At 33.2% G+C, this 26,076-nt stretch carries 25 protein-coding genes; 6 read left to right on the top strand and 19 right to left on the bottom strand.

From position 1 onward, the window contains the following. Window positions 1–675 (top strand): DUF169 domain-containing protein, encoded by a 675-nt coding sequence (locus tag QZU81_RS00275; protein ID WP_292825964.1) that lies wholly within the window; start codon window positions 1–3, stop codon window positions 673–675. Here QZU81_RS00275 and QZU81_RS00270 read toward each other — a convergent pair. The 3 genes from QZU81_RS00270 to QZU81_RS00260 are packed head-to-tail and all read right to left on the bottom strand — an operon-like array spanning window position 667 to window position 3,877. Continuing rightward, window positions 667–1,320 carry an NTP transferase domain-containing protein gene (locus tag QZU81_RS00270; protein WP_292851669.1) on the bottom strand — a complete coding sequence of 218 codons (654 nt, stop codon included), beginning with the start codon at window positions 1,318–1,320 and terminating at the stop codon, window positions 667–669. The two genes, QZU81_RS00275 and QZU81_RS00270, sit on opposite strands and share 9 nt — an antisense overlap. Before the next feature lie 29 nt (window positions 1,321–1,349). Then, window positions 1,350–2,537 (bottom strand): hypothetical protein, encoded by a 1,188-nt coding sequence (locus QZU81_RS00265; protein WP_295588825.1) that lies wholly within the window; start codon window positions 2,535–2,537, stop codon window positions 1,350–1,352. 59 nt (window positions 2,538–2,596) lie between these two features. Continuing rightward, window positions 2,597–3,877 carry a Mur ligase family protein gene (locus tag QZU81_RS00260; RefSeq protein ID WP_295588823.1) on the bottom strand — a complete coding sequence of 427 codons (1,281 nt, stop codon included), beginning with the start codon at window positions 3,875–3,877 and terminating at the stop codon, window positions 2,597–2,599. A 117-nt stretch (window positions 3,878–3,994) separates the two neighbouring features. Here QZU81_RS00260 and QZU81_RS00255 point away from each other — a divergent pair, with 117 nt between their 5' ends. Further along, complete coding sequence (locus QZU81_RS00255) at window positions 3,995–4,390, top strand: nuclease (protein ID WP_292825976.1); 396 nt, start codon at window positions 3,995–3,997, stop codon at window positions 4,388–4,390. Between the two features lie 30 nt (window positions 4,391–4,420). Here QZU81_RS00255 and QZU81_RS00250 read toward each other — a convergent pair whose 3' ends face one another. The 8 genes from QZU81_RS00250 to QZU81_RS00215 form a co-directional block, all read right to left on the bottom strand. Beyond that, window positions 4,421–7,168: an AAA family ATPase gene (locus QZU81_RS00250; RefSeq protein WP_295588821.1), complete on the bottom strand. Its 2,748-nt coding sequence runs from the start codon at window positions 7,166–7,168 to the stop codon at window positions 4,421–4,423. After that, window positions 7,165–8,376, bottom strand: coding sequence for a DNA repair exonuclease (locus QZU81_RS00245; protein ID WP_292825982.1), 1,212 nt, complete (start codon window positions 8,374–8,376; stop codon window positions 7,165–7,167). The genes QZU81_RS00250 and QZU81_RS00245 overlap by 4 nt, the downstream gene beginning before the upstream one ends. 168 nt (window positions 8,377–8,544) lie before the next feature. Continuing rightward, a complete protein-coding gene (locus QZU81_RS00240; RefSeq protein ID WP_292825985.1) occupies window positions 8,545–10,059 on the bottom strand; it encodes an ATP-binding protein in 1,515 nt (504 codons plus the stop codon). Further along, on the bottom strand, window positions 10,053–11,126 hold the full coding sequence (locus tag QZU81_RS00235; protein WP_292825988.1) for a DNA double-strand break repair nuclease NurA: 1,074 nt from the start codon (window positions 11,124–11,126) through the stop codon (window positions 10,053–10,055). The genes QZU81_RS00240 and QZU81_RS00235 overlap by 7 nt, the downstream gene beginning before the upstream one ends. A 65-nt stretch (window positions 11,127–11,191) precedes the next feature. Continuing rightward, window positions 11,192–11,944 (bottom strand): geranylgeranylglyceryl/heptaprenylglyceryl phosphate synthase, encoded by a 753-nt coding sequence (locus QZU81_RS00230; protein ID WP_292825991.1) that lies wholly within the window; start codon window positions 11,942–11,944, stop codon window positions 11,192–11,194. Between the two features lie 114 nt (window positions 11,945–12,058). After that, window positions 12,059–12,205, bottom strand: coding sequence for a 50S ribosomal protein L40e (locus QZU81_RS00225; RefSeq protein ID WP_048812436.1), 147 nt, complete (start codon window positions 12,203–12,205; stop codon window positions 12,059–12,061). 152 nt (window positions 12,206–12,357) lie between these two features. Continuing rightward, the gene (locus tag QZU81_RS00220; RefSeq protein WP_295588818.1) at window positions 12,358–12,891 is read right to left on the bottom strand and encodes a DUF367 family protein; all 534 of its coding nucleotides are present in this window, start codon (window positions 12,889–12,891) and stop codon (window positions 12,358–12,360) included. Next, the gene (locus QZU81_RS00215) at window positions 12,892–13,557 is read right to left on the bottom strand and encodes a hypothetical protein (protein WP_295588817.1); all 666 of its coding nucleotides are present in this window, start codon (window positions 13,555–13,557) and stop codon (window positions 12,892–12,894) included. A 104-nt stretch (window positions 13,558–13,661) separates the two neighbouring features. On the opposite strand from QZU81_RS00215, the gene QZU81_RS00210 reads away from it, so the two are divergent. Genes QZU81_RS00210 through QZU81_RS00200 form a run of 3 tightly spaced genes read left to right on the top strand, consistent with a single transcriptional unit; the run spans window position 13,662 to window position 15,400 of the window. Next, the gene (locus QZU81_RS00210) at window positions 13,662–14,372 is read left to right on the top strand and encodes a hypothetical protein (protein WP_292825999.1); all 711 of its coding nucleotides are present in this window, start codon (window positions 13,662–13,664) and stop codon (window positions 14,370–14,372) included. Between the two features lie 9 nt (window positions 14,373–14,381). Further along, window positions 14,382–14,915: a nicotinamide-nucleotide adenylyltransferase gene (locus tag QZU81_RS00205; RefSeq protein ID WP_292826002.1), complete on the top strand. Its 534-nt coding sequence runs from the start codon at window positions 14,382–14,384 to the stop codon at window positions 14,913–14,915. Between the two features lie 47 nt (window positions 14,916–14,962). Further along, window positions 14,963–15,400 (top strand): molybdenum cofactor biosynthesis protein MoaE, encoded by a 438-nt coding sequence (locus tag QZU81_RS00200; protein WP_292826005.1) that lies wholly within the window; start codon window positions 14,963–14,965, stop codon window positions 15,398–15,400. Between the two features lie 164 nt (window positions 15,401–15,564). Here QZU81_RS00200 and QZU81_RS00195 read toward each other — a convergent pair whose 3' ends face one another. Genes QZU81_RS00195 through QZU81_RS00185 form a run of 3 tightly spaced genes read right to left on the bottom strand, consistent with a single transcriptional unit; the run spans window position 15,565 to window position 16,225 of the window. Further along, a complete protein-coding gene (locus QZU81_RS00195; RefSeq protein WP_295588816.1) occupies window positions 15,565–15,771 on the bottom strand; it encodes a molybdopterin-binding protein in 207 nt (68 codons plus the stop codon). Between the two features lie 13 nt (window positions 15,772–15,784). Continuing rightward, window positions 15,785–15,991, bottom strand: coding sequence for a molybdopterin-binding protein (locus tag QZU81_RS00190; protein ID WP_295588815.1), 207 nt, complete (start codon window positions 15,989–15,991; stop codon window positions 15,785–15,787). A 27-nt stretch (window positions 15,992–16,018) separates the two neighbouring features. Continuing rightward, complete coding sequence (locus QZU81_RS00185) at window positions 16,019–16,225, bottom strand: molybdopterin-binding protein (RefSeq protein WP_295588813.1); 207 nt, start codon at window positions 16,223–16,225, stop codon at window positions 16,019–16,021. 365 nt (window positions 16,226–16,590) lie between these two features. Between QZU81_RS00185 and tsaA the strand changes: the two genes are divergently transcribed. Beyond that, window positions 16,591–17,076, top strand: a complete 486-nt coding sequence (gene tsaA, locus QZU81_RS00180; RefSeq protein WP_292826011.1) for a tRNA (N6-threonylcarbamoyladenosine(37)-N6)-methyltransferase TrmO — start codon at window positions 16,591–16,593, stop codon at window positions 17,074–17,076. 399 nt (window positions 17,077–17,475) lie between these two features. On the opposite strand, the gene QZU81_RS00175 is transcribed toward tsaA, so the two are convergent. Genes QZU81_RS00175 through QZU81_RS00155 form a run of 5 tightly spaced genes read right to left on the bottom strand, consistent with a single transcriptional unit; the run spans window position 17,476 to window position 26,074 of the window. Then, a complete protein-coding gene (locus QZU81_RS00175) occupies window positions 17,476–18,336 on the bottom strand; it encodes a pseudomurein-binding repeat-containing protein (RefSeq protein ID WP_295588811.1) in 861 nt (286 codons plus the stop codon). Beyond that, a complete protein-coding gene (locus tag QZU81_RS00170) occupies window positions 18,336–18,458 on the bottom strand; it encodes a hypothetical protein (RefSeq protein WP_295588810.1) in 123 nt (40 codons plus the stop codon). The genes QZU81_RS00175 and QZU81_RS00170 overlap by 1 nt, the downstream gene beginning before the upstream one ends. 12 nt (window positions 18,459–18,470) lie before the next feature. Further along, window positions 18,471–21,539 (bottom strand): hypothetical protein, encoded by a 3,069-nt coding sequence (locus QZU81_RS00165; RefSeq protein ID WP_295588809.1) that lies wholly within the window; start codon window positions 21,537–21,539, stop codon window positions 18,471–18,473. Between the two features lie 6 nt (window positions 21,540–21,545). After that, window positions 21,546–24,416, bottom strand: coding sequence for a phage distal tail protein (locus QZU81_RS00160; RefSeq protein ID WP_295588808.1), 2,871 nt, complete (start codon window positions 24,414–24,416; stop codon window positions 21,546–21,548). Between the two features lie 14 nt (window positions 24,417–24,430). Then, window positions 24,431–26,074 (bottom strand): hypothetical protein, encoded by a 1,644-nt coding sequence (locus QZU81_RS00155; RefSeq protein WP_295588807.1) that lies wholly within the window; start codon window positions 26,072–26,074, stop codon window positions 24,431–24,433. Window positions 26,075–26,076: the final 2 nt, after the last annotated feature.

The raw sequence follows: 26,076 nt of genomic DNA, 5'->3' as shown, positions 1-26,076 counted from the left end.
ATGACTAATTTAGAAACAAACAAAAAATACTGCGAAGTAATTGAAAGTAAAATCAAACTCGATGCAAAGCCTGTAGCAATGAAATTAATCAAAACCGAAGATGATTTGCCTGAAGGTTATGAATTAATTGATGAAAAAATCAGACATTGCGAAATGGTCAGAAAAGCATCATTGGGAAACAAGTTTTACTCTACAATTGAAGAACAAATGTGCTTAGGAGGAGCAGGCGCTATTGGACTTAGAGACATGCCTGAAAAGCTGGCTAATGGTGAAAAATACTTTTCACTAGGCAGATTCCAAGATTTAGAAACCGCTAAAAATTTAACAGCAAAACTATCAATAGTTAAAGACATTCACTGGGGAATGGTTTACGCTCCTTTGGATGAAGCTGACTTTGAAGCGGACGTTATACAAATCATAACCGAACCCGTCGGTGGAATGAAACTTGCTCAAAGTATCGTTTATAAAACCGGCGAAAAGATTGCTCCATCCTTTGCTGGAATACAATCATTATGTGGAGATGCCTTTGCTAACCCTTACCTCTCAGAAGGAGTTAACTTCACTTTAGGTTGTGACGGTTCCAGAAAAGCGGCTGACATCAAAGACAATGAAATGACTGTCGGAATTAGCAAAGCTAAAATTGAAGAAGTTATTTCAGGCTTAGAATCAATCTAAAAGAGCCAAATAATCATCGTAATGATTGATATTTAATAATTCTTTTTTATTTTTTTCTTTTATTCCATAAAAAGTGTAACCGTCAGCAAAAATCTTTCTCAATATCGGATTTAAATTATCGTTCTCATTTTCCAGATAGCCCATCAGATTTTCACGAGGCGCTACAAAAGGCATTCCCAAACCTTCAGCGGTATCAAGCAAACCTGTTTTTCTTCTTCTTAAAATTGAAATTGTTCTATATGGATCATCTGAACTCTGACTTACATCAATCATTTTATTGAATGTTTCGGTTGACACAGTTGGCTGGTCCGCAGTTATGCACAATGCAAAATCAGAACTGATATTTGAAAGACCATTGTAAAGTGATACTGATAAACCTACATCAACAGGATCATTAATAATGAATTTGACTGAACCTTTGTAATTATCAAAAATAGCTTCTTTTATTTCACTAGCATAGTGACCAAGTACCACAATGCATTCATCTATATTTGCGGATAATGCATTATCAATAGTTGTCTCTATAACTGTCTTTTCCCCAAACGGCAGAATTAGCTTATTTTTTAATTCGATATTTCGAGAAAGTTGATCCCTTCTCATTCTGGAATTCTTTCCGGCAGCAGTTATAACGGTTGAAATTGACATAAAAAAAGTAAAAAAAGAGATATATTCACTCATTGGGGAATATATCTTACAACTTGACCATAAACACCCATTCCAGTACCTTCACCTTCGGTCCACATTTTAATCATGACCGGATAATCGTGGTTATTGGTTACTGTAATATCACGAGCTGGGTTGAAACCGAACAATACTGCATTTTCATCCCAGGTCATACCAGTAGGCAAATCAAATCCTTCTGCAGTAACAGCAGCTCTTAATGCTCTTGCAGATGGACATACACCATGTGCAGCACTTCCACCCGGAGCGGAAGCATCAGTAGCAGATTCGAAGTAAACATAATCTTTACCGCTTGAAGTTGAATTAGGAGGTATGACAGTACCGTTCCATGCTTCAACAAATTGTCTAGCGTTTACTTCCCTAATTGAATCACCATATTCTGGGTGTGAACCTAGTGATGTTCCATAAACTTCACCAGCTTGTTCAGAATAATTACCTGAGTATAATAATATTGGAGAACCAGTCGGATACTCTGCTGCATAATCCACTACATCCTGACCAAATATCACAGGCACATCGGATGAACTAATATTATTCCTTCCATCAGAAAAGCCAACCATTCCTTTTTCCAATGTGAATATTGATCCTTCAGATGCATCATAATTGTACCAACTGACAATTGTGTCATTATTATAATATTCATTACTAAATTCCAAGTTCTTAATATCATCAACCGGAACAGATTTGATAACTGTACCGTTTTCTACAACATCAACACCATTTGCTGTTTTAACTAACCATTTATATGGAGCACTATATCCCCATACGTAATTATCTGGTGATTTTACAGCTAGTTTATCCCCCTCAAAAGTCAAAAATCCAGGTCCTTCCACATCAACCACATTACCATAGGAATCTATACCTTCACTGGATACAGTTGAAAAATCAAATGGAACGATTCCTGTCGACAATGACTTTAGGATGCCCTGAATGTCAAGAGCTAAAATTTGATGGGTTAAAAAACCTGCATTTGATAACAATGGAAGTTCAATCTGACTTCTTTGTCCCAAAATAGACTGATTTTCAAACATTGACTGGCCTATAGGAAGGTTATAATCCTCTGTTACGGATTGAGCAGTGTAAGGAGTACTATTAACAGCATTGAACACCATGAATAATGCTGATAAAACAATTAATGCAACAAAAATTGTAATAGATATCTTTCTCCAACTACGACTCATTTAATACACCTAATATATTATACATATATAATGTATAACAAAGTAATATAAAAAGATTGTTATAAATTCTCAGAAATCAACTTAATTCTTTCTTGAATATTTATAATAACATCTTGACCGTTACCACCAATCAGTATCGCATCTTCATGAGAATATTCAGCGACCAATTCAATAATCTCATCAAGGGTATTTACTGTGATGATATTTCCCATATAACCTAATGCATTAAGCCTATATATTGCAATATCCAATGTATCGTCCAAACCAGGGAAAAGGACAATGACTTCAGGATTATATTTCACGGCAACATCCAAAATATCTAAGCGGTGCACTTCATTATGTCGGGGTGTTCCTATAAATAATGCATAAAAGTCTCTTTCAGACAAAATAGATGCCAAGGCATCTGAATTATCTGTTTTTCCAACATAAACTAAAACATCATTGATCTTATAAACATCCAAACGTCCTTCAACGGCATTAAAATCTGCGAGTGTTGATTTTATAACGTCCTTAGGCACCTTAAGCTCCCTTGAAATTGCAGTTGCAAGCCCTGCATTGAGAAGATTGAATTTGCCAAAGAGCTTCAGTTCATCCTGATATTCGAAATAATGAATTGTCTGAGATGCAGCCTCCTTGAAGTTAGCATTAAAATCCTGATTATATGCTGTAAAAATTGTCTTGTCTTTGAAAAACCTGACCAGTGAATCCTTGTAATTTGCAATGGTTTTGTGAACATCCATATGGTCATTGCCTATGTTTGTAAGCCCAATCATGTCAAAATCAAAACAGTAGCGGCAAAAGTCAAGAGTCATGTCACATACTTCTACAAGCAAAATGTCATATTCCTCATCATTAGATTCAAGGATTAGGTCATAATAACCTGAAAAACCTCCTCCGCCATTTCCGCCGACTAAAACTTTTTTGCCGGCATTTTCCAGGATTTCTTTTAACATGTGAACTGTTGTGGTTTTTCCATTGGTTCCGGTTATTCCGATTGTGAAAATATCCTTATGCTTAGTTACAACATCACTTAATAATTCGCCGTCTTCCAATAATCTTGTTGCAAATGCTCCCCCATACATGCTGGGACTAATAGCTATTGCATCACACTGTTCAATTGCATAGGGATTTGTAAAACCTAAATCAACTGTTATATCTTCTCCAACAATTGAGATGGTCTGCTTTTCATCAATCATATTCATTGATAACAACGGTAAATCTAAACCTTCCAAATCAACATTAATATTCAAATCAGTTGCATAAACTTCCCATCCATGCTCCAATAGGGAATTTACAGCTTTTTTTCCTTCTACACCCAATCCTATTACTGCAGCTTTCATATAAAATAATTCCTTAAAATAATCTTTATATTAAAGTTACTTCTTTAAAATTTATAAACATTTTGTAAAACAAATTATTTTATACTATAATAGTAAAAATAAAAGCAAGGTGAGAAAATGTTCGAAGATGAAAGAAACGACAAAATCTACAATCTAATAATCACCAACGGCATTGATCAAAACAATGAATACGGGCAATTTACCGAAAAATTATATTCAAAAGTTGATTTTTTATGGAAAGAATCCATATCAGGTTCATATTCGACAGCAGGTGAAGAATTTTATCAGAAAATAGACGGAATCATATTGTTAGCCGGACTTTATAATGACAATAAGGAACTGTTTGAAGATTTATTGTCTGCCAGTGACAAATACGATATTCCTCTTATTCTAGTTAGGCCTTTGGGACTTGAGGAAGTTCCCGAAAAATTAGAGGAAAAGGCAGCAACCATCGTAGGATGGAATGCAAACTGCATCATTGATTCAATTAAAGATGCAAATGAAATCATGTAAAAAAAAATAAGAAAAGATAATAATGTAACTTTACATTATTACTTTTGAAATTCCATTTTCTTTTTCTATTTTAATTAAATTATTCGCAGCATTTTCAAGTTGCGGCTCATGAGTTACAATAATCATTTGAGGCAACAAAGACATTTCTTTTAATAAATTGATTAATTCATGTTTTCTGGAATTATCCAAATGTATTGTAGGCTCATCTAATAATATAGTATCCAATTCGCCTTTTGCCATTGCTTGAGTAATACCAAGTCTTAAGGCTAATGCAATTGCTATCTTTTCACCGCCACTGACCATGCTCATTGATGACTCTCCTTCAGGACCATAAACTGTGACGTCATAATCCTCATCAAGAGTCAAATCGGAATAGTCAAAGTTGAATTCAGAGAAGAATTCCTTGGTGTACTTTTGGATTAAAGGCCTTGAAATATTCCTTAAATCTTTTTGAATACCATTTTTACTGAATAAACTTCTGATATGATTTAACAGATTAAGGTAATCTGAAACATCATCATATTCCTGCTGGAATCTATTAGCAGTGTTGATCTTATCGCTTAAATCTTTAACTTGAGCAATAACTTCACGTGCCCTACCCTTGATTTCATGCAATTCCGTATTAAATGTATTGAATCTTCTTTCATAGAGTTCAGACCGATAAATGATATATTCATATTTCTCTTTATCATATACTGATACGCTAATCTTATTTTTAGTAATGTCAATCTGATTAATGGACATGCCAATTTCTTCCTTGACAGTATCTAATCTAGTTAAGAAAGAAGGTTTACTTTGAACAAATCCTTTAAGTTGATTATATTCTTCATTTTTCTTTTTCAAATCTTCAATACGATTCTTAAGTTCTTCAGTACTTATATCACTGCTTAAATGAGGGTCCTGTTCAATTGCAAGCTTGATGTTTTTAACATGAACATCGATCTCATTATTAATATGATTTAATTTGTTTTGAGTTTCGGATTCACTGCCTAAAACTTCCAAAGCACCATTTGCCTGAACATATAAATCATAATCCTCCTGATAGGATGCACGGTCATTCTTTTTATTTGCAATGACTAAAATCAGTTCACCCAATTTATTGCTGATAAACTCTTTAGATTCAAGACCTTGGTCTAGCTTTCTCAGTTTTACCAATTGATTCTGCAAGTGATTGAACTTGTGCTTATATTCAATGATGTTCTTTGATAACTCAAGAAGTTTGTCATGTTTATCTTCAAGGTTTTCTTTGTTTTCAGACAATGAGGAAACCTTCTCTTCATATTCGGAAATCAGTTCAGTGTTCTTATTTATTTCATCAGTATATTGCCTAATCAATTCGCTTTTCTTATTTTCATCAATATCTGATTGGCAAACAGGACACCTATTGTCTGCATCATATAGGTCTTCAAGAGGTTTCTCGTTGGATTTGATATTTTGCTTGAATACAACAATGTCTTCATTTTTGGCAATTATATCATCACCTAACTCTTTAATGTTTGTAGAAACTTCATCCAATAAGTCATTTGTAGCATTTTCAATATGGTTAATGTCATCAGTTTCTGCTAAAACATCCTGATTTAAACCATAGTCGACCAATTTCCTTTTGGCATTTGAAAAGAACTTTTCAATTTCATTCCTTTCGGTTTCAATGTCTCTTAGAAGTTCCTTCTTATCATTTTCAAGTTTGGCCATGCCAGCTAACTCTTTTTCAAAGCTGACCTTTTGGGCATCCAACTTGTTAATCTCATCATCGGAATTCAGGAATTTATTATATCCTTCCCTTTTATCTTCAATAATCTGTTTTTGATTGGAAATGGAATCGAGTTTCTCATTGATTTCATGTTCCTGCTTTTTTAAATTTTGAATGGAATCCACTGATTTTTCAAAATCCAGATATACATCCAATTTAGAAACATATTTCTCCAATCTGCTAATTTGCTCTTCAGCTTCCCTGATTTTATCGAGATTTTCCTGAATTACTTTCTTTTCATCTTCAAGTCTGGATAAATTCTTTTCTTCAGTTTCTAAATTATTTACCTGATTGTCATAGATTTCCTTTTCTCTTTCCATGTTTCTTTTATTTTCAGAAATCTCATTGCGCAACCCGTTTACATCCTCAATTTGTTCTTCAAGTTCATGTCCTCTTTGTTTTAATGAATCCAATTCATCCCTTTTCAAATTGAGATCTTCAACAAGCTTATCTGAATTATACAATTTACCCTTAAGTTCTGAAAGCTGATTCTCATAATCATTGATTAACGGCAAAAGGTTTTTCCAGGACTTTTCTAACGAATCAATTCCCAATAATTTTCCAATCAATTGTTTTTTCTCGGAAGGAGCTTTATCAACTAATTCTGCTATTTCACCTTGCCTTATGTAAATTGCATTTAAGAATAAATCAGAATCAATGTCCAGAATCTGACGGATTTCATTGGAAACTTCCTTATCGCCTGTGCATATATGAACATAATTGCCGTCAGCGGATGTTTTCTTAAATATTGATGATTTTAGATTGGATTTCTTCTCACGTACAATTTTATATTGTCTTCCATTGGACATGAATTCCAATTCAACAGACATGGATTGTGCATTGTTTCTAACCAAATCATCTATTTTTTTACCTGTGTGTTGTTTGAATAAAGCAAAGCTAATGGCTTCCAATATGGATGATTTTCCAGCACCGTTTTCACCCACAATAACACTAATTCCTTTATCAAATTTAATATTAGTGTTTTCATGAGATTTGAAATTTTTTAATTTTAATTTAGTGAAAATCATTTTAAAACCCCATCTAATGTTTCTTGAACCTCTTCTAATTCTTCTTGAGGTGCTTTTTCGTATTTTTTACTTTTGTCATAAAATTCACTGAAAAATTGTTCAACCAAATCTCTTGATTCATCAATTTTATCCTTTGACAGGAAATCATATAAGTCCAAACCGAATTGGTTTAGCTCATCGCAACCATAATGTTTCAGCTGTTCTGTGATGAGCTCTTCAGGACCAATTGTTGCGTCATTTTCAATATCGGGGCCAATAGGTTCATCGGCCATATTGAATTTTGGCCTAATCATCAATGCGAACTCGCTGAGTTCCTCATTAATCATTTCATAAACCATTCCTGTATCTGATTCAACATTATTAATCTGTAAATTCAATATAGGTTTTTTATCAAAGTTTTGAATGAGTTCCTTAATGCCTGCAATTCCACTTTCAAGACTATCATACTCAAGAGACCTGCTGATGAATTCACGTGAAGCATCGATTTTAACCCTTTTGGTATGTATTTTCTGACCGCTGAAGTCTACAAGAACAAATCCTTTGCCGTTTTCATTATAATCCTTGACTTCATTGGTTTTCCATATTTCAGTAGAACCTGGATAAACTAGTCTTCCCCTTCCAAAGCTGTCATTTACATAATTATGTATGTGGCCCATAGCATAATAATCAAAATTGTCTGGAATTTCACCAATTTCCAACTCATAATTATGGCCGAAATATTTGTCAATGCCTTGGTGTAACACCAGAATTGATTTTTCATAATCAGCTGCCTTTTTAGACAGATCTGCTAATTTGGATTTTAAAACTTTCACTTGTGATGATGGATAATAAGGTAATCCCGCAATGAAAATGTCTCCGTGAGTGTAATTTGTGTTGATTGGGCTGATTACCTTTAGACCTAATCTTTTAAATATCACTTGCGGAGGTATTGCTCCCTTACGCATTACCATATCATGGTTTCCTGCTATTGCATACATAGGAATTCCTGCACCTTTTAGCTTAAGCAATCCTTTCTGGAAAACCAAAAGTGCATTTGGAGATGGCCTTGCGGTTTCAAATAGATCTCCACTATGTATTACAAAATCTACTTTTTCCTCAATTATTCTATCTATAACCTTCTCAAATACTTCATAAAAGTCTTTTTCACGTTCAACTAAACCAAATTGACGATAACCTAAATGAGTATCTGCTAAATGTGCAAATTTCATTATATTACCTTTTTTATTTTTTTGTATATAACCAATTTAAACACTATGTAAAGTATTTAATTGTGTAATAATATATTCCACTGTATATTTAAGGGTTTTCCCAGAGAGCATTTGAAAAGTAATCAATATTGCTTTTGAGAAATTTAAAATAAGTAAAAAAAGATGGGATTAATAATCATATCCCATATCCATTGTTTCTTGTTCTTGTCGTGCAATCTCTTCGGCTTCTTTTTCTTTGATGTTTTTGAAAAATGAAACTATGTCCATGTCATCACCATGGCGACGACCTTTGAACTCATCGATTTTGACTAAAGTAGGCACTTTGCTCATCAGACCCAATACAATAGCTTCACCAACGTTTAAAGAAGGTAATTGATTGACTAAATCCTGTGATAGGCTTTCACTTGCTGATTGAACATGCCTTTGGTCTTCAGGTTCTACAAGCCTCAAAATAATCATATTGTTCATTTGAGACAATGCATCATGGTCGACGGTTTTTGGAGATTGACTGACTAGACATAATCCCAAACCGAATTTACGTCCTTCACGTGCAACCCTTTGAATCCATCGTTTTGAATCGGAATCACGCTTTTTAGGGGCAAGAATATGTGCCTCTTCAAGAATGAAAAATACGGAATTCTTCATCAAATCCTCTTTATTTCCAGTATGCGCCGCATCTTTTGACCTTTGAAGTGAATTTCGCAGAATATGGCTTACAAGCACACTGGCGACATATTCATCAACCTGACTTAAATCCAATACATTGACCTTGCCTGACTCGATAGTGGAAATAATGTTTGGAGCATTTTGATAGAATAGCTTGGAATATTTGAGCTTGGCATCATTGATCTTGTTCATCACGTCAACTATGGTCTTGTCAATTTTGCTTTCCTCATCATCTATGCCTGATTTTGAGTGGAGATAATTATACATCAAATCTAAAAAATCAATTGTTTCTTCGGTTCCTTTGCTTAATTGTTCATTGGCATGATTGAAAGCTTCGCGAAAGTGTCTTTCCTGAATGACCGCATTACTTGGAATGTTCATTAATTTCTTGATTTCATAAAATTCCATGTATTTAGGATTTATTTTTGGTTTGATGACGTTTACATCACCATTAGGAAATTCCGCACCTACATATTCACCATGCATATCAAACACGAAAATAGGAATGCTGTATCCTAAAAGCTGGTCTATTAAAACTGAAACTGTGTTTGATTTACCGGCACCTGTCATAGCCAAAATAGCCAAATGCCTTGATAAGATTGGATTTGCTTCAACATTTACTTCTACATCGCTTTGATTGACCAATGTGCCTAATTTCACTGGGTTTTTAACATCAAAAATTTCCTTTAAAATTTCGCCATCGGCAAGTCTAATCTCGGTACCTGGAAGAACAGGAGTCCTAGGCAGCTTCAAATTGTCATTGACATCTCCAAGAATCTTCACTTTTCCCCTGATGTAATTGTCTTCAACGCCAATGCTGGAAATTTTCTGAATAGCTTTAAAGTCATTGATATCTACATTTAAAGCATCATTTCCACGAATTAGATTTTCAATCATTCCCAGTACCTTTTTTCCATCATATTCCATTGTTACATATTCTCCGACTTTTGGCATTTTATCGGAAATGAATGTGACTTCTGTAAGTGAAGTTTCTCCAACACAAATTCCAACTACCATGACATCACTTCCCTATTGGTTGTTTCATAAATTTTTGCTATCTTCAATAATTCTTTAATATTCCTGTCTGTAATTACAACGTCATTATGCGCCTTATTAAGCAAATAAGGATAACCCTGAACTGAGAGCACATTAATCTTTTCAATTATGCGAAATACATCTTCTTTAGAAGCCTTATATGGCAATTCCACTTTCAGTACATTTTTATTGTCCTGTAAACGCACATAAAAAACTGTGAATGTCAACTCCTTAAAAAAGTCATTGTAAAATGGAAAAGCCGCTTTGCTGAAGACTTTCCTATACTTGATTATGGACATTCCCTGTTTTTTGGTAAACTTATCCAGAAATGCAATGTCCGGAATGTTCCAATGAAACAGTTCATTATCCGATGAGGTTTTCGAAATTGAAATTATCTTTTTCCTGTAATTAAGGATTTCCCTTAACAATATTATCTTTTCTATTGACGCCAGCTGAAGGTTGAATTCCTCCATCTTATTGAAATCATCGCTTTTGGGCAGCTCCATCAGTTTCAGCGAATCTCTGATTTCGGGAAATACCAATCCGAATTTCCTTAAATTCAATCTTCTTTCAAATTCATTCAAAAGGGCATCATCCAGATTATCCCTAAGTTTAGGAGGTAGGCTTGCTCCTCTCGGATATGCATTTTGCAAGTCCCCTAATATGGATCCGTCAAACATATAATAGTCTACATTATATTCTTTCAGAGCCCTTAAAGCGCATTTCAATTCATATATTGCCATGTAATTACCCAAAAGTTCATCCAAAAAAGAAACATTGGGTATATCGAAAATATCTGAATCGTCTATCTTTTTTATTTCACCGTCGTAAATTATGGATTCCGCACCTACGGCACAGAAATTGCTTGTTAAAAACTTCTTTTTATTGAAGCTTCCATCTCCCGCCGCAATAGTAAAATCATCATTACTTTCATCAATAAATCTATTAAACCAGTTATATTCTAGTTGAGATTCAACATCGGTATCTGAATCAATATCATGGAAGAATCCTCTTTTAGCGATGGCTTTTTCATATAACGAATTTAACATAATATCACTGTTTAATAATTATGTTAATTAATAATAAAAAAAAGAATGGTGAGAGCAGTTGAAAACTACTCCATTGAAGCCTTCATTATGGCTCCGGTCAATTCTTGAATTTTAGCTTTTACGTCATCAACCTCTTCTACAACAGTACCGGTTACAATTATGTCCCCACCAGCTTTTGCCGCCATATAAGCTGCCTTGCCGTCACGAATTCCTCCGCCAACAACAAGAATGTTTTTAGGAGCGGCCTTTTTGGAGTAGGCAATCATTTCTACTGGAATTGGCTCTTGTGCACCGGAACCCGCTTCAAGATAGAAGAACTTGATTCCGAACAATTCAGCTGACATCGCATAAACTGCAGGTATTTTAGGTTTGTTTCTAGGCACCAGATTGGCATCTCCAACCCAACCGACTGTTCCTCCTGGAGAAACAACCATATAATGCATGGATAATATTTCCATTCCAGATGCCTTTACTGCAGGTGCAGCCAATGCCTGAGCTCCGTTGATCCAGTAAGGATTTCTTGAGTTTACATAGCTCATGTAAAAGATTGCATCAGCGTACTCACTTACACAACTTGTATTTCCAGGGAAAATGATAATTGGAACTGCAATGTTTTCGGACAATATTTTGCAGGTGTTGTCCACTTCATCGCCGTTTACGGTTGATCCGCCAATCATAATTCCATCAGTTCCGCCTTCAATAGCTTGTGTAGCAATCTCCAAAGCTTCCTCAGGTGTTTGTTCATCAGGATCGATTAAAGTAAAATGTATTTTTCTAGTCTTCAAAATGTCTCTAATATAATTTTCAACGTCTTTCATAAGAATACCTAAAATAAGATATATAAAAGATAATATATTAAATTAATTGTTTTAAAATTAAAATTAGTAAAAAGTAATATAAAAAAATAAATAAAAAAAGTTAAGAGAATAGGTCTATCCTCTTGGTTCTTTAGCTTTAAATCTTAAGCCTTTGTAACCACATTTTCTGCAGGTAGTTGCACCAGCAGGGTTACGAGCGTTACATTTTAAGCAGATTTTTACATTGAACATTCTGTTTTCTGCTTCTTCGAATCTTGCCATTAATAACTCCTCCTATAATCATGAAAATTAATAATAATAAAATGTTATGCTATACATAACTATTAATTAATTATTTTAACTTAATAGTATTTAAAGGTTTAGTAAAATGGCCCAAATTAATGGATATCCAATCTTTTTTTAAATAATAAAAATTAATCATCATTATCAGTAATTCCCTTTTCAGCAAGGAAATCATTCTGTATTTCGACAACTTCCGCACTGGTGTCGGCTTCACTATAGGCCTCAAGCAATTCATGATTTAATTCAAGGAATGTGTGGCCCCATTTAAAGCCGTTCATGAGATCACGGGCCTCTTCTTTAAATCTGGTGATGTACAGTGTAGCTGCTACTGCCTCAACAGTAGACAAAATGCATGCCTTTCCATAGTTTACGGGATTTGTTGCAATCAGGAAAGGAAGGGATCTGTGATATTTGGATAGGGAAAAGAATTTTTTGGATTTGGACACTTCATTCCATGAACAGTCCAAACCTACAATCCCTCTCCTACGCACATATCTATAGTCTTCATATGATACAGCCTTTTCAGCATATGGATTAAGGACAATTGCACCTCCGGGAATCTTATTTAAATCATAGACCAATCTGCATTTGCCTAATTTTTCCATTTTAATGGAAGTGCATTTTTTTCTGTCGCATTCATCTGCATGAAAAACTGTAATCTTCATTTATTGAGCTCCTTCCAATGCAGAGGTATTTCCTGCTTTAATCTGTTGGATTAAATCCATTTGTTCGGCGAATTGATCTTCAGTTAGGCCGAATTCCTCATTGATTTTTGGAACATTCTTGCTTTCCTTCAAGGTAATGCTTTCAAGCAGCGGCTGTGCAAAATCTTTGTATGCTTGGCCGAATTCGTTTCCGGTTGAATTGACTTTTGATTTACTATCAATAATCATGTAAATCAAATATCCCTGCTTTTTGCCTTGGGATTGACAGATAATGATGTTCATTGTATTGTTATCCTTTGCGGAAGAGTCATTGCCCGGAATAGCTTCGGTGAAATAGATGTTCCAGTCATTGCCGTTGAATGACCTTTCTTCAGGATTGGTAACGCCTTGAACTGAATATATGTCCATTAAAGCAGTCGAATTGTCGACAGTCGAAATGTTATAAGTTATTTTATGCTTCTTATCCACATAAGAGTGCATGAATTTTTGCTTTCCATCTTTAAGAGTCACATTTCCAACAAAAGCACCATCCATGAATTCTGTTTCGAATGGTGTTGTTGCAGTTTCTTTGGTTCCATTAAACATGCCAGAAACAAATATGGCACCCACTATTGCAATAATGGCTACAACTGCAACCAGTATCATAATTATATTTTTATTGTCCATTAAGAAAACTCCTTAATTTTGAATTAATATAATATAAGTAAAAAGTCTTTAATATAAGTTTAGTTAGATATTTAATTATTAAAAAGTTTAAATAAGGTCAATCTATGAATAAAAAAATACAATATCAGATATTGCTTGCTGTTCTAATAGTAATTGTATTATTTAATTCAGCTATTATCCTTAGTTCCATAATGGATACTCCGGATAATATCTACAATGTTACAACTGTTGGAAAGAATGCAAATGGTACTGTCTATAAAATTGAAGCCGGAAACATGTCTTCAAATGAAACAGTAGGACTTATTTTGGGAGTCCATCCAAGAGAACATGAAATTCACGAAGCAGTGAACAGAACAATATATAATATCACATGTGAAAACGGAACACATAACCTTACAAAGAAATATGCAATATATTATATCCAAACAAAAGACAATCTGACTTCACGTGAAGATACAAGGCCTGCCGGTGAGGAGCTGGCCAACAAATATGTAGTTCCGAATATCGCCAAGGACAATCCTTTCATTGTTGTTGACGTTCACGAAATAAATCCTGATTATGAATATTCAAATTTCATATTTACCTTATCGAATAAAAGCGATAAAGTCGATTCATACCTTTCAAAGTTGTGCAGTGATGTAAATCTTGTCGACTTTGAGTTTAATGAAGGAACCAGCCCTGAAAAGGTTACAAAACCGATAGCTAAAAAAGGGATCAATACGTTTCTTGTGGAAACTTCAATAACCAATTCATTAATGCAAAAGCAGAAAACCGCTGACAATTTAATTAAATGTTTAGATAGTTTAGAGGCATAAGTGATTAAAATGGAAAAAGTTCGTGGAATATTGATTGGGAGAATGCAGCCTGTCCATAATGGACATATGCAGGTTATAGATAAAATCTTGGATGAAGTTGATGAAATCATAATTGGTATAGGTAGTGCTCAGTTAAGTCACGAGCTGAAAGACCCTTTTACTGCCGGAGAGCGTGTTATGATGATTAGCCAATCCCTGGCCGAAAGAGGCGTCGACCCGTCAAGATACTACATCATACCAATGCAGGACATTAACTTCAATGCAATTTGGGTTTCACATGTCAAAATGCTGACACCTCCATTTTCAATTGTTTATTCTGGAAATCCCCTGGTAAAGCAATTGTTTTCAGAGGAAGGTTTTGAAGTGAATCAGCCACCCCTTTATGACAGATTGCACCTATCAGGAACAGAAGTTAGACGCAGGATGCTTGAAAATCTTAATTGGGAAGAACTAGTTCCAAAGGCGACTGCCGAACTCATCAATGAAATCAACGGCGTTGAAAGATTGAAAAATTTATCCAATAAGGAAGTCAGTGAATTATAACAATAGTTATTAATATGAAAATATAATATTTATTTGGAGATGAAAGAATGATTGTAAAAGTCATTGAAGCAAAAGAAGATAAAATTACAATAGCAGATTTAATAGAAGATTTGAAAAAGAGTACAAAAATTGATTATTCAGGAGCAATTTTCACTTTTGAAGGAATAGTGCGCGGAAAAGAAGAAAATATGAATTTGGAAAAGTTAATATTAACCACTCCTGATAAAGAAAAAACCAAAAGCGAAATTGAAAAGATCGTTGAAAACGCAAAAATAAAATATAACGTTCATGAAATATCCGTCGTACATTATATAGGCGAATTTTACACAGGAGACATGCTGTTTCTGGTTGCAGTTTTAGGAGCTCACAGGGGAGAAACCCTTGACGCGCTAAAAGAAGTAATTGAAACCGTTAAATACGACGTTGAATTTAAAAAAGAAGAAATTTCTAAAGAAGGAACAAAAACCATTCTTGCTGGAGGATAAATCTTGATAACCTTCATGTTTATTTTAAGGTTAATATTGCTGTTTTTAATAATATATGCAATAATCAAAAACCTAAAGACCTTATTAAAAGCAGGGATTGTTATATTTATAATTTTAATATTGTTAGGATTGATGGGATATTAATCCCAAAAACATCCCTAAACTTATTTTCCGATAATTACTTCAGTAGATTTGATGATTGCAGTAACATCGTCACCTTCAGCTAAACCTAATTTTTCAGCAGACTCTTTAGTGATTACCGCAGTGATAACGTTAGGTTCACTTACTTCAATTTTAATGTTTGCCATTACAGCACCAAGATCAACACTAGTAATTTTACCTTTTAATTGATTTCTTCCACTAAGTTGCATCCTTTCACCTCATTTATTTTCCGATAATTACTTCAGTAGATTTGATAATTGCGGTTACATCATCGCCTTCAGCTAAACCTAATTTTTCAGCAGACTCTTTAGTGATTACTGCAGTGATAACGTTAGGTTCACTTACTTCAATTTTAATGTTTGCCATTACAGCACCGAGATCTACACCAGTTACTTTACCTTTTAATTGATTTCTTGCACTAAGTTGCATTTTATTTCACATCCTATCAAATTATATTTATTTTCCAATGATTACTTCAGTAGATTTGATAATAGCTGTAACATCGTCACCTTCAGCTAAACCTAATTTTTCAGCAGACTCTTTGGTAATTACTGCAGTGATTGTATTAGGTTCAGATACTTCGATTTTAATGTTTGCCATTACAGCGCCTTTGTCCACGCCGGTTATTTTACCTTTTAATTGATTTCTTGCACTAAGTTTCATAATTTCACATCATTTTATTTTGATAATAATAAGTTATATCGAATTGTATATAAATGTTTCGTTTTTAAGGAAATAAAGAATTTTTAAATCGATTACCGAATTTACTTCATATCGTAAATAAGTTACATAATTTTCAATACAAATATTAATAAAAAAATATTTAAAACTTAAATAAAAGATAAAAAATTGTTAAATATTAATATTAAAAATTTATAATAATATTTATAATAATACAATGCATATTACTTTGTTTTATCAGAATATATCGAAATTCATAGATTAAATAATTAATATAACTATAGTTACTATCCAAATTAAGAAAAAAAAGAAAAATTATATTAAAAAACAAAACGAAAAATAGTAATATGAATATCGAATTGGAATCTATCGGCACAATACATACAGAATTTACAGAAATTGAAGGTATGCCAATACAGCCAACCGGAGCAAAAGGAATAAAAGGAACACTAGAAATCAAGGATAAATATGTTGACGGTCTTAAAGACCTTGACGGATTTTCACACATTCATTTAATTTATTTACTTCACAAAGTAGAGGGATATATGCTGGAGGTCAAACCGTTTATGGACAATGATACCCATGGAGTATTTGCAACAAGATCACCAAAAAGGCCAAACCGCATTGGAATGAGCGTGGTTAAGGTGGACAAAGTTGAAGGAAACACTGTCCATGTTGAAAATGTAGATATTCTAGACGGAACACCTCTCCTGGACATCAAGCCCTATGTTCCGCAATTGTATGAGGATACAATTGATGAATTAAAAATAGGCTGGTTTGAAACCAAACACCAGAAAGCCAAATCACAAAAGTCAGATGACAGATTCAAATAATCTTCATCACTATTTTTTAAAAAAAAGAAATTTAAAGCTATAATTTGTTTATATGTTACATTATAATATACTTTTGACCTCACGTTATAAACATATGAACATAATCATACAAATAATTGTCTATAAATTATGTTTAGAGAGAGCATTTGAAAAGTAATATTTTCCTTTAAAAAAAAATAAACCAGGAACATTAAAAAAAAATAATGTTCCTGGCAACAAACCAAATCGTTTACTCAATAGATCCAAAAGTTATTACAAAAACTGAGAGTCTAAAAAATTTTTAATAAAACCGAGGTGTATATTTCATAAAATAATTTTTTTTACATCTAATCTTCACATTCGCTGTTACTACTTAGATAGACTTTTGAATCTACATCATCGTAAAAAAAAAAATAATATTTATGTTTTCCCATCATCACTGACGGCCCAACTAGGATTTATATTTGTGATTTCAACAACTTTTGCACAGATAACACTGCCAATCGGTTTGCCTTTTGCAGCTGCGGAAGCATCAATATTAATCCATTTGCCATTAATTTTTATACGGCACCATACATGACCGTAGTTTTTACCATCATTGCATCGGACCAAACCTCTGACTATCTGGACATCATAGTCGAGTTCCTTTAATGCTGCTCTTTCAACTTGATTCAAATCTGTGCAATTGCCTTTTCTTCTTGCGATTGTTTGAGCTTGAGTTTGCAAATCATCATAATAAAAATCATAAGTAAAGATTTTGGCAATTGCTTTATACACATCGTTATAAGTGTTGATGCTCATTTTTGCAAGTTTCATTAATTGTTTACATACTTTCCCACCTTTTGTAGTATACTTGGATGGGGAACTAGATTTGAAAACACTACTGTCAAACTTGCAAGTATTAGGTAAACGATGATTTTCCCCATAAAATTTAATGATCTTTGCGAAACAATAAACACAAAGATTTATGTTAATTTTCTTATTCTGATACTTATCATAATTAGGCAACCTTTTGTTTGGTGAAACGAAGTTATTTACATCACTTGCTATATCTTGATATTCTTTTCTTGTTAACACTTTATTGATAACATCACCTGTTGGGTTTGGTGCGTCTTTATAATGCAGTTGTGCAATTTCCTTTCCAGGATTCATAACAGTTTTTGTAAATAAATAACTGTACTCCGCTTTACTTATTGTAGACATTTTAGCCGGTAACTCATGATGTTTTTCAACATAAGATTTAACCAATACTGCAAGTTCATAAATTGCTTTAAATTTCATTAAAATTCCTCCTCATTTGGATTTTCAACTATACACTTAGCTTTCACTAAGTAACAACATCTTTCCAGGTCACCGTCACAATTATATCTGTAACAGCAACCTTGACATTCTAATTTACACATTTTTAAACACATCTAATATTTTCTGTTAATATCGGGTAATGAAGGGTATTGGGTTATTGTTGCACTACCAACTTTCCCGTAACCTGTTTGATAATGGCCATAAGGTGACTTCTTGCAGACATCCACCCATTTTCCATTTATCTTTGCGAAAACATGACTTGTTTTCTTCTTTTTCTTCTTAGATTTTGTTTTCTTCTTTGATTTAGTTACTTTGCTAGTACGAACATAATAGACACCCATTCCAGAAGATTGTATTCCTACAGCATCACACATTTGAAGTAGCAAATCAGTTTTACAAGCATCATTACCTTTTTTACGGGCCAATGTTTTGCTTGGGGATTGGTAAAAACCTTCACGGTCTTCGGTTTTAATATTTTTACTGATCCAGTTTGCTAATTCTTTGACTGCACTTACACCTGTTCTACTTCCAACAAGGTTTTTAGCACGGGATTTAACTTTGTTGCTAACTTTACCTGTTTGAGACACTGGGAATGTGTTTCTAGAGATAACTTGTCCGTTATTTTTACCATTGTCTTTTTTACTCACAATTTTTTTAACTGTACCAAATTTAAGAGTTCCTTTCTTAAGTTTACTGCAATTACTTTTACTGGATTTTTTAGTTGCTCTTTTGACAGTTAATTTTTTATTTCCACCATTTCCAAGTACATCGTAAGTTGCACCGCATTTCTTACAGATTATTCTACCCGTTTTAGCTCCGGATAATGTTAATTTTAGTGCTTTGAAATATCCAGTATCTCTTTTTTTAACCCATTCAAAGCCCCAATAAAGTTTTTCAGAATTGCAGTGAGGACATTTTCTTTCAAAAATAGTTTCAAGGAAACCTTTACCATATTTCCTTTTATCCGCTGCTCTTACCGCTTTTCCGATTGCAATTATCAGATTATCTTTAGATTCTTGATCTTTCAATCCTACATCAGAACGAGTAACATATTTTCCTTTTGGGCTAACGCCATATTTGCTCCATTTCAGATTTTCTGTTTTGATTTTCTGATTGGTTGTTTTATAATAAACTCCTGTGATTGTGAGTTTTGCTGTGGTTGTTGATGATTCGTATTCTGTGTCTCCACCGAAATTAGCTTCTAATTCATACTCTCCAGGTTTGTAACCTATGCTAAGACTAATTTTACCATCATCACCAGTTTTACGATTATATGTAGTTCCGGTATATGATTTTTGACCGTTTTCAACTTTCAATGCAGTAACACTCACATATTTATTAGGTATTGCATTGTCTTCCTCATCTTTTAAAGTTACTGTAAAATTTACTTTATTAGGATACTCAGTTTCAACATTCTCGGCAAGTAAATGAGTTTCTTTTTGAATATTTTTTGTATTAACACTGTAATTAGTTAATTCAATTTTAGTAGCTGTTATATCATGTGCTTTTTTCACTGTTTTACTTACACTTGCAACAATCAACTCTTCAAAACCAGGAATCTTCACAGACACTTTATCATACGGATTATAATCATTATACACTCCATCATGGAAGTTTGCAACATCAACTTCAATATTTACAGTAGGATTTCTTTTTTCTTTTAATTTCATACAAACATCATTAAAAATCGCATAAGGATCTGTGTCAGATGTTTCTACGGTGCCTATTTTCACATGATGATCATCATCTTTTTCTAACTCAAGGTCAGGCCTCATATATATTGTATCATATTCAGTTCCAGTATCCGTATCATCTGCAACAAAAATCTCCCCTGAAACTTTACTGAATGGAGCATTCCAATAAGCAGTTGCCTTATCATATTCCTTGTTTCCATCATTATTAGTTGTTTTCACAGGTTTATGCCAGTAATTATTTGGGACATTCTGTGCATTAGAAGGATAATTCGCTGAATTAATCCTTTGCACAATCATAGGAACTAACGTATCTTTTGTAACTTCAAGCTCAATCCAATCCTTAATAACTCTGTTTAATTGATTATGAGTTAACTCATCAACACCTGTGAGGATTGGTGCAATACCTTTATAGGTGTCAGTTTCATCAGTTTCAAATTTAATATTCTCTGTGTTATATGATAACTGGAGAATATCCTCATGAACTACACCAATTCTTGTGTTTATCATATACTTGAAGACTATTCTTTCATTAGCTGTATCATATAATTGTAATTCTACTTGTTGTGGAAAATCAATTACAACTGTGGGATCCTGTAATGTTGAATAAACTATCTTTTCAGAAGTTAAAACATTATTATTTTCAACTTCTCTTCTAACAGAAATCGCAAGATTTGGTTTTTGATATTGTAAAGTAATTTCAAAATCCGTAAAACTACTATTAAACCCAAGATTATCCGCTGTTTCTTCAAAAAGAATATCTTCCTTATCACATAATCTTAAAACTAAATCTTCAGCAGGAACACGATAAACATCTTCTTCAATAGAGTAATCATAATCAATAACCACATCCCAGGATTTATCAAAATCGTCAGGATTTAAAAAATCAAGGTAACGATGAATAATATTTTCATTCACATCTTTTTCATATCTTGTAATGAAAACATTACCCGTTTCATCTTCAATAAACCTTAATAAATCAATTAAGGTCATTGTTCCTTTTGGATTAATCTTCAAGCGATTAGAATCTAAACAGTCTTGGATTACTCCAATATTATAATAATCTCCAAACCAGTATCCGAGGGCATTTCTATCTAATGTTACTACACCATCACTTGTAACAGTAAAACCATTGTCCACCGTATTGCCGGTGCCATCTGTTACGTCTGTCTGACTGAAAGGAGGAGCATAATTTAATTCCACCAATACTTCTTCAGGTTCAAAAGTAATATTATTCTCTTTGAAATAATCCTCCTCTATATTAGTATTTATAACATACAAACAAGGTGTTGAGTTTGGTATCCCACTGATGTAGAGTTTATTGCCATTTTTGAAGTTTTTTTTCGCAGATTCAAAATCAGTGACAAGATATTCAACATTAACACTACGAATTTTCTTTTGTTCATTAGTCTCTTCTACACTAATTAACTCAGGATTTAAGAAACTGATAAAATCTTCTTTATCATCTAATAAAATAACAGTTAAAACCATATTTTATCACCCTCTTTCTCTGAATCTTACTGTTTGAATAAGACCGTTTTCACATTCAAAATTATAATTTCCACTAAGACTAAACCAATCAGCATGCCAATCTACAGCATCAGTAATATCTGTTGTGTCATAATCTTCCTGACCTGCTTTTTCCAAGTAAAGTTTCTGATTTTTACAATCAACGGTTATCACATCACCTGATTCAAAATCAGTATGATTAATAATCATTACCTGGTTAGATTTGACTTCACGAATTACAATCTGTGCTCCTTGTGGAATCAACATTATTGTTGGATTGATTTTTGTAATGCTATTGCAATTTCCACTGTTGCTGGTTACTGTTTCTTCTGTACTCCAACTAGTGCCATCAGGACACACTAATTTTAAAGTAGATTCATAATCCACACTATCCGTATTAGAATCAATTGGATCAGTCATAAGAACTCTCCAATACTCACCAGGATAATTTGTAAATTCAATGTTATTTAGAATAGGTCTGTTTAATTCATCTCTTTTATTTACAAATAATTTTCCTAATAAACGAAGATAACTTGTTGTTTCTTCAATTGTACAGCCATGAATAGCAAATTTAATGGTAATTTCTTTTTTAGTTATATTCTGCCTACAGGCATCATTTGTATCAGTACCCTCATTTTCAAGGTATTTAACATCAGTTTTCAAACCTTGAGGGACATCCACATCTAAAAGAAACATACCATAATGACTAGTGTCTTTACCATTCACGAAACATTTCTCCGCTGCTGCTTGGAGTTCATTAACATACCATAATAATTCAATATTTTCAATAGTTACAGATGCTTCTTTATTCCAAACATTTGAAACAACAAGTTCAACTTGCCAATCTTCTAAATCAACCCAATCTTCAAAATCAAATCCCCATGAATCAAAAGTACCGCCAATACTAACAATACGATTATCCGCAGTATTTTCTACTAATATGCTTCTTTCGCCACTAACATCATTTTGATTTTTCAATTTTACAATTAAGAAAACATTATCATTAGTATCAAGGGTAACATTCACCTGAAAACCTAGTATACTAACATTACTATTTGTTTCAATGTCAGTTTCTTCAAAATCAAATAATTCAATACCATTACTAGATTCAAAAGGTTGTAAACTTAGTTCTGATAAAGAACCATCACCAGCTATAATTTTTTTGAATGGAACTGGGAAAATACATTGGTTATCTTCACTTTCACTACTTTTAATGGTAGGTGTAGTGAACTTTAAATCCTCACCAAAATTTGGATAATCACCAGTGAATACTATATATACAGGATAGTCATCATCATAAGTAAACTCACAACTAACCAAAGCAAAAGTATTTGGCTCTTTAAGTGGATCACTCCAAGCAGTGATATTATTGAAATCTTGAGTAGGTAAATAATTAGTATTCAATGATGGTAATTCTCCATTTAAAACTCCCATACGGAAGTTTTTACCCCAATCCCGAACATAATAATCACTTGTAACTTCTTTCAAGTATGAGGAAACAATATAATTATACCCATCACTTAACCTGTCTGTTTCTTCACTAGTTAATTTCAAAACAGTTAAACTAACTTTATCACCTATATCTTCAGGTTTTGGTTTTATTTCAATACTGAAATGTCCTTCATACTCCTCTTCTCCAGTATACCAATCACTAATATAGACAGTTAATTCAGTTTTTTCATAATCAGGATATCCTACAAAAAGGTACAATTTCCCATCATTAGTAACATAAAACCAGGTATCAGTGATTTCCTGTTCAAGAATGCCCCCTTGTAAATAAAGTGTCTCATCAGAATATTCACCATCCTCATCTGTCCAATCTATGTATTCTGACCTGCCTCTTATTAACTCCAAATCTTTACTACTTTTGACATAAATAACTTGAGAATTATAATTATCTTCAAAATCTATACAAATAGGAATAGGGTAACCTACATATCCCGTTACTGGAATAGCCGTGCCTTGAGTATTTGAATTATGAATACTGCCTTCACCACCATGAGTTGGCGTACCTTCTCCAGTTTCATCATCAGTATCGGGTGGGGCTTGTGTTGTTTTTATTTTTAGGGTATTTGTATGGCTTGTTGCGGTTTCACTTAAACTAATAGTATGATCTCCATCAGTAGTGATTTTCAATATAATATTTACACTTGCGCTTAATTTCGAACCAATTCCAGTATTCCAAACTAAACTACTACTATTAGATATACTACCATCACCACTGCTTTTACGAACAAAATAAACCCCCCTTGGAAGTGTTATTTTCACGTTCGTACCACCGCTTGTTTTACCTTTATTATTACAAGTTAATTTCACTTCAAATTCATCATCAGTATATTCACCGCTTATTTTTGAACTAGAAATTGTGAAATTTGGAGTAGAATAAGTAACAATAATTCGGACGTATTTTACTTTTACTTTTCCAACATCAGCTTTAGTATTAGCAGGATAATTAATTTTAACACCGAAAGCACTACTATTCACTGAGGCAACACTAAAACTACCTGTCCATGACAGACTTGTTTTAGTAACTGTTTTAGTTAATGCTTTACCTTTTTTGGCCTTTGCACTAACATTTAACAAGTCTACTGATGGTCCTGCAATACTAATATTTCCAGTGTAAGCATTTGCATATTCAACTGTTATCTTTGTAATTTTTGAACCATTTGGAATATTAAATTTGAAATTTTTAGCAGTTATTGTAGCAGGTCTTTTTTTTGTTCCTGTGCTTGATGCAACATTACCATTTGAAACTGCATAGGAAGTTGCATTTTTCACATTCGCAAGACTACTAAACTCACGGATATTAGTTCCACTACTCTGGCTTACTGTTGTTGGATATTTAGTTAAACTTGACATTATAATACAACCTCTTATAATTGGTAAATCATGAAATTTCGGTATTCAACAAAAGAATTAGGTCTTGCAAGGAATCCGAGACTAATCAATGAATTGAAAGTACATGGAATTGAAGTTTTTTCTTCACCATCCACGAATATTCTGAATAGTGATCCATAAAAAGCAATTTTCACATGACTTTCTTCTGTGACATCAATATTATGGAAATAAATGTCTTGTCTGGTGCTACCATCATAGAAAACAAAACCATCATTATTCGCACCATAACCTAATATATCACATTCAATGATAAAATCAGTATAAGCATATCTTGCAGAAGCATCAGTTACACCATTTTTCAGTGCATAATAATATGATTGTTGGACAGTTTCACCAGTAATCCTCGTACATTCATTAGTTACATTAATACTCGCACGATTACTATAATTGTACCATGATTCGTTTTTATTTTTCAAAGTACCTTCATCATACATGAAAACATCATAAACGTCACATTCTGAAGTTATATTATTCACTTTTGCAGAATACTCCGTAAATCCATTCTGATTTGCTTCCACAGTTGCAATTGCTTTTCCATGACTAGTTTTAACAGTTGATACAATTTCATCATGTGAAACACGAAGATTCCTAAAGTAAAACGTTGGGTTTTGAGTTTTTCCACTATAAAACATCAAACGATAACCTGCATCATCAGTATTAGATAATGACCTTTGAACTAGAGTGTCACTACCATCAGCATACACATATAATGTATTTCCCTTAGGTACAAGTTTAATATGCACCCATTCATCCGTCTCTTTACCCATATCACTTAATGAAAAATTACCAAAACTTGATGAACTAGTATGATCCCTAATATAAATACACCCGTACGTTTTCGAACCATTGCTTAGTTTAAAGTCAAATTCAACAATATCTCCATCTGAAAAGAGATAATCCTGTGAAAATACAATTGATTTTGCTAAAGAATCATTAATAGCCGTTACAACAGAATATCCATTTTCACGAGATAAAGTCGTATTACTTAATTCCCAAATATTCGTATTATCTGCATTAGTACCATTATCCCCATACCGGAATTTCTGTTTTTCTATGAAATCAACATTTAAACCGTTAACATCACTGATTCCATCAAGTTCAACATCTGCAATTAAATCAATCACATCCCCGATTTGCATAATCTCTTTATCACTATCCAAATCAAAATTAGTAATATCTCCACAGTTTACATGAATATAACTTGCACAACCTGCAACACTACTAGTACCCGCATAAGCTACTTCAATGAAATAACTAACAACACCAACTTCTACTGGAATAGAAAAAGTAACATTACCGCTACTATTTGTATTTCCTGTTAAAACATTAGTATCATTTACAATACAAGTTACTGATGCAGAACCAATAGCAGTAGAACCTTTTTTCAATTTACAACTCACATTAAAACTACTTGCACTACTAAAAAAGTTACCACTATTAATCTCCAAAATCGCACCATTCAATGCAGATAATGAGAAAACAGTCATACTTTCACCATTTACAGTATCAGTGCTTGAACTCACTTTACATTGATAATTCCTAAAATCAGAAGAGGATTTGCTAGGGAGGATATTCCCTAAACCTCTTATTCCTTCTGGATTTAAAATTAACTTATCCAAAT

The organism is uncultured Methanobrevibacter sp. (genome assembly GCF_902770715.1).
Classification (GTDB): Archaea; Methanobacteriota; Methanobacteria; order Methanobacteriales; family Methanobacteriaceae; genus Methanocatella.
Note: the sequence above shows the minus strand (reverse complement) of the source record. Positions and strands in the feature narration are given on the sequence as shown.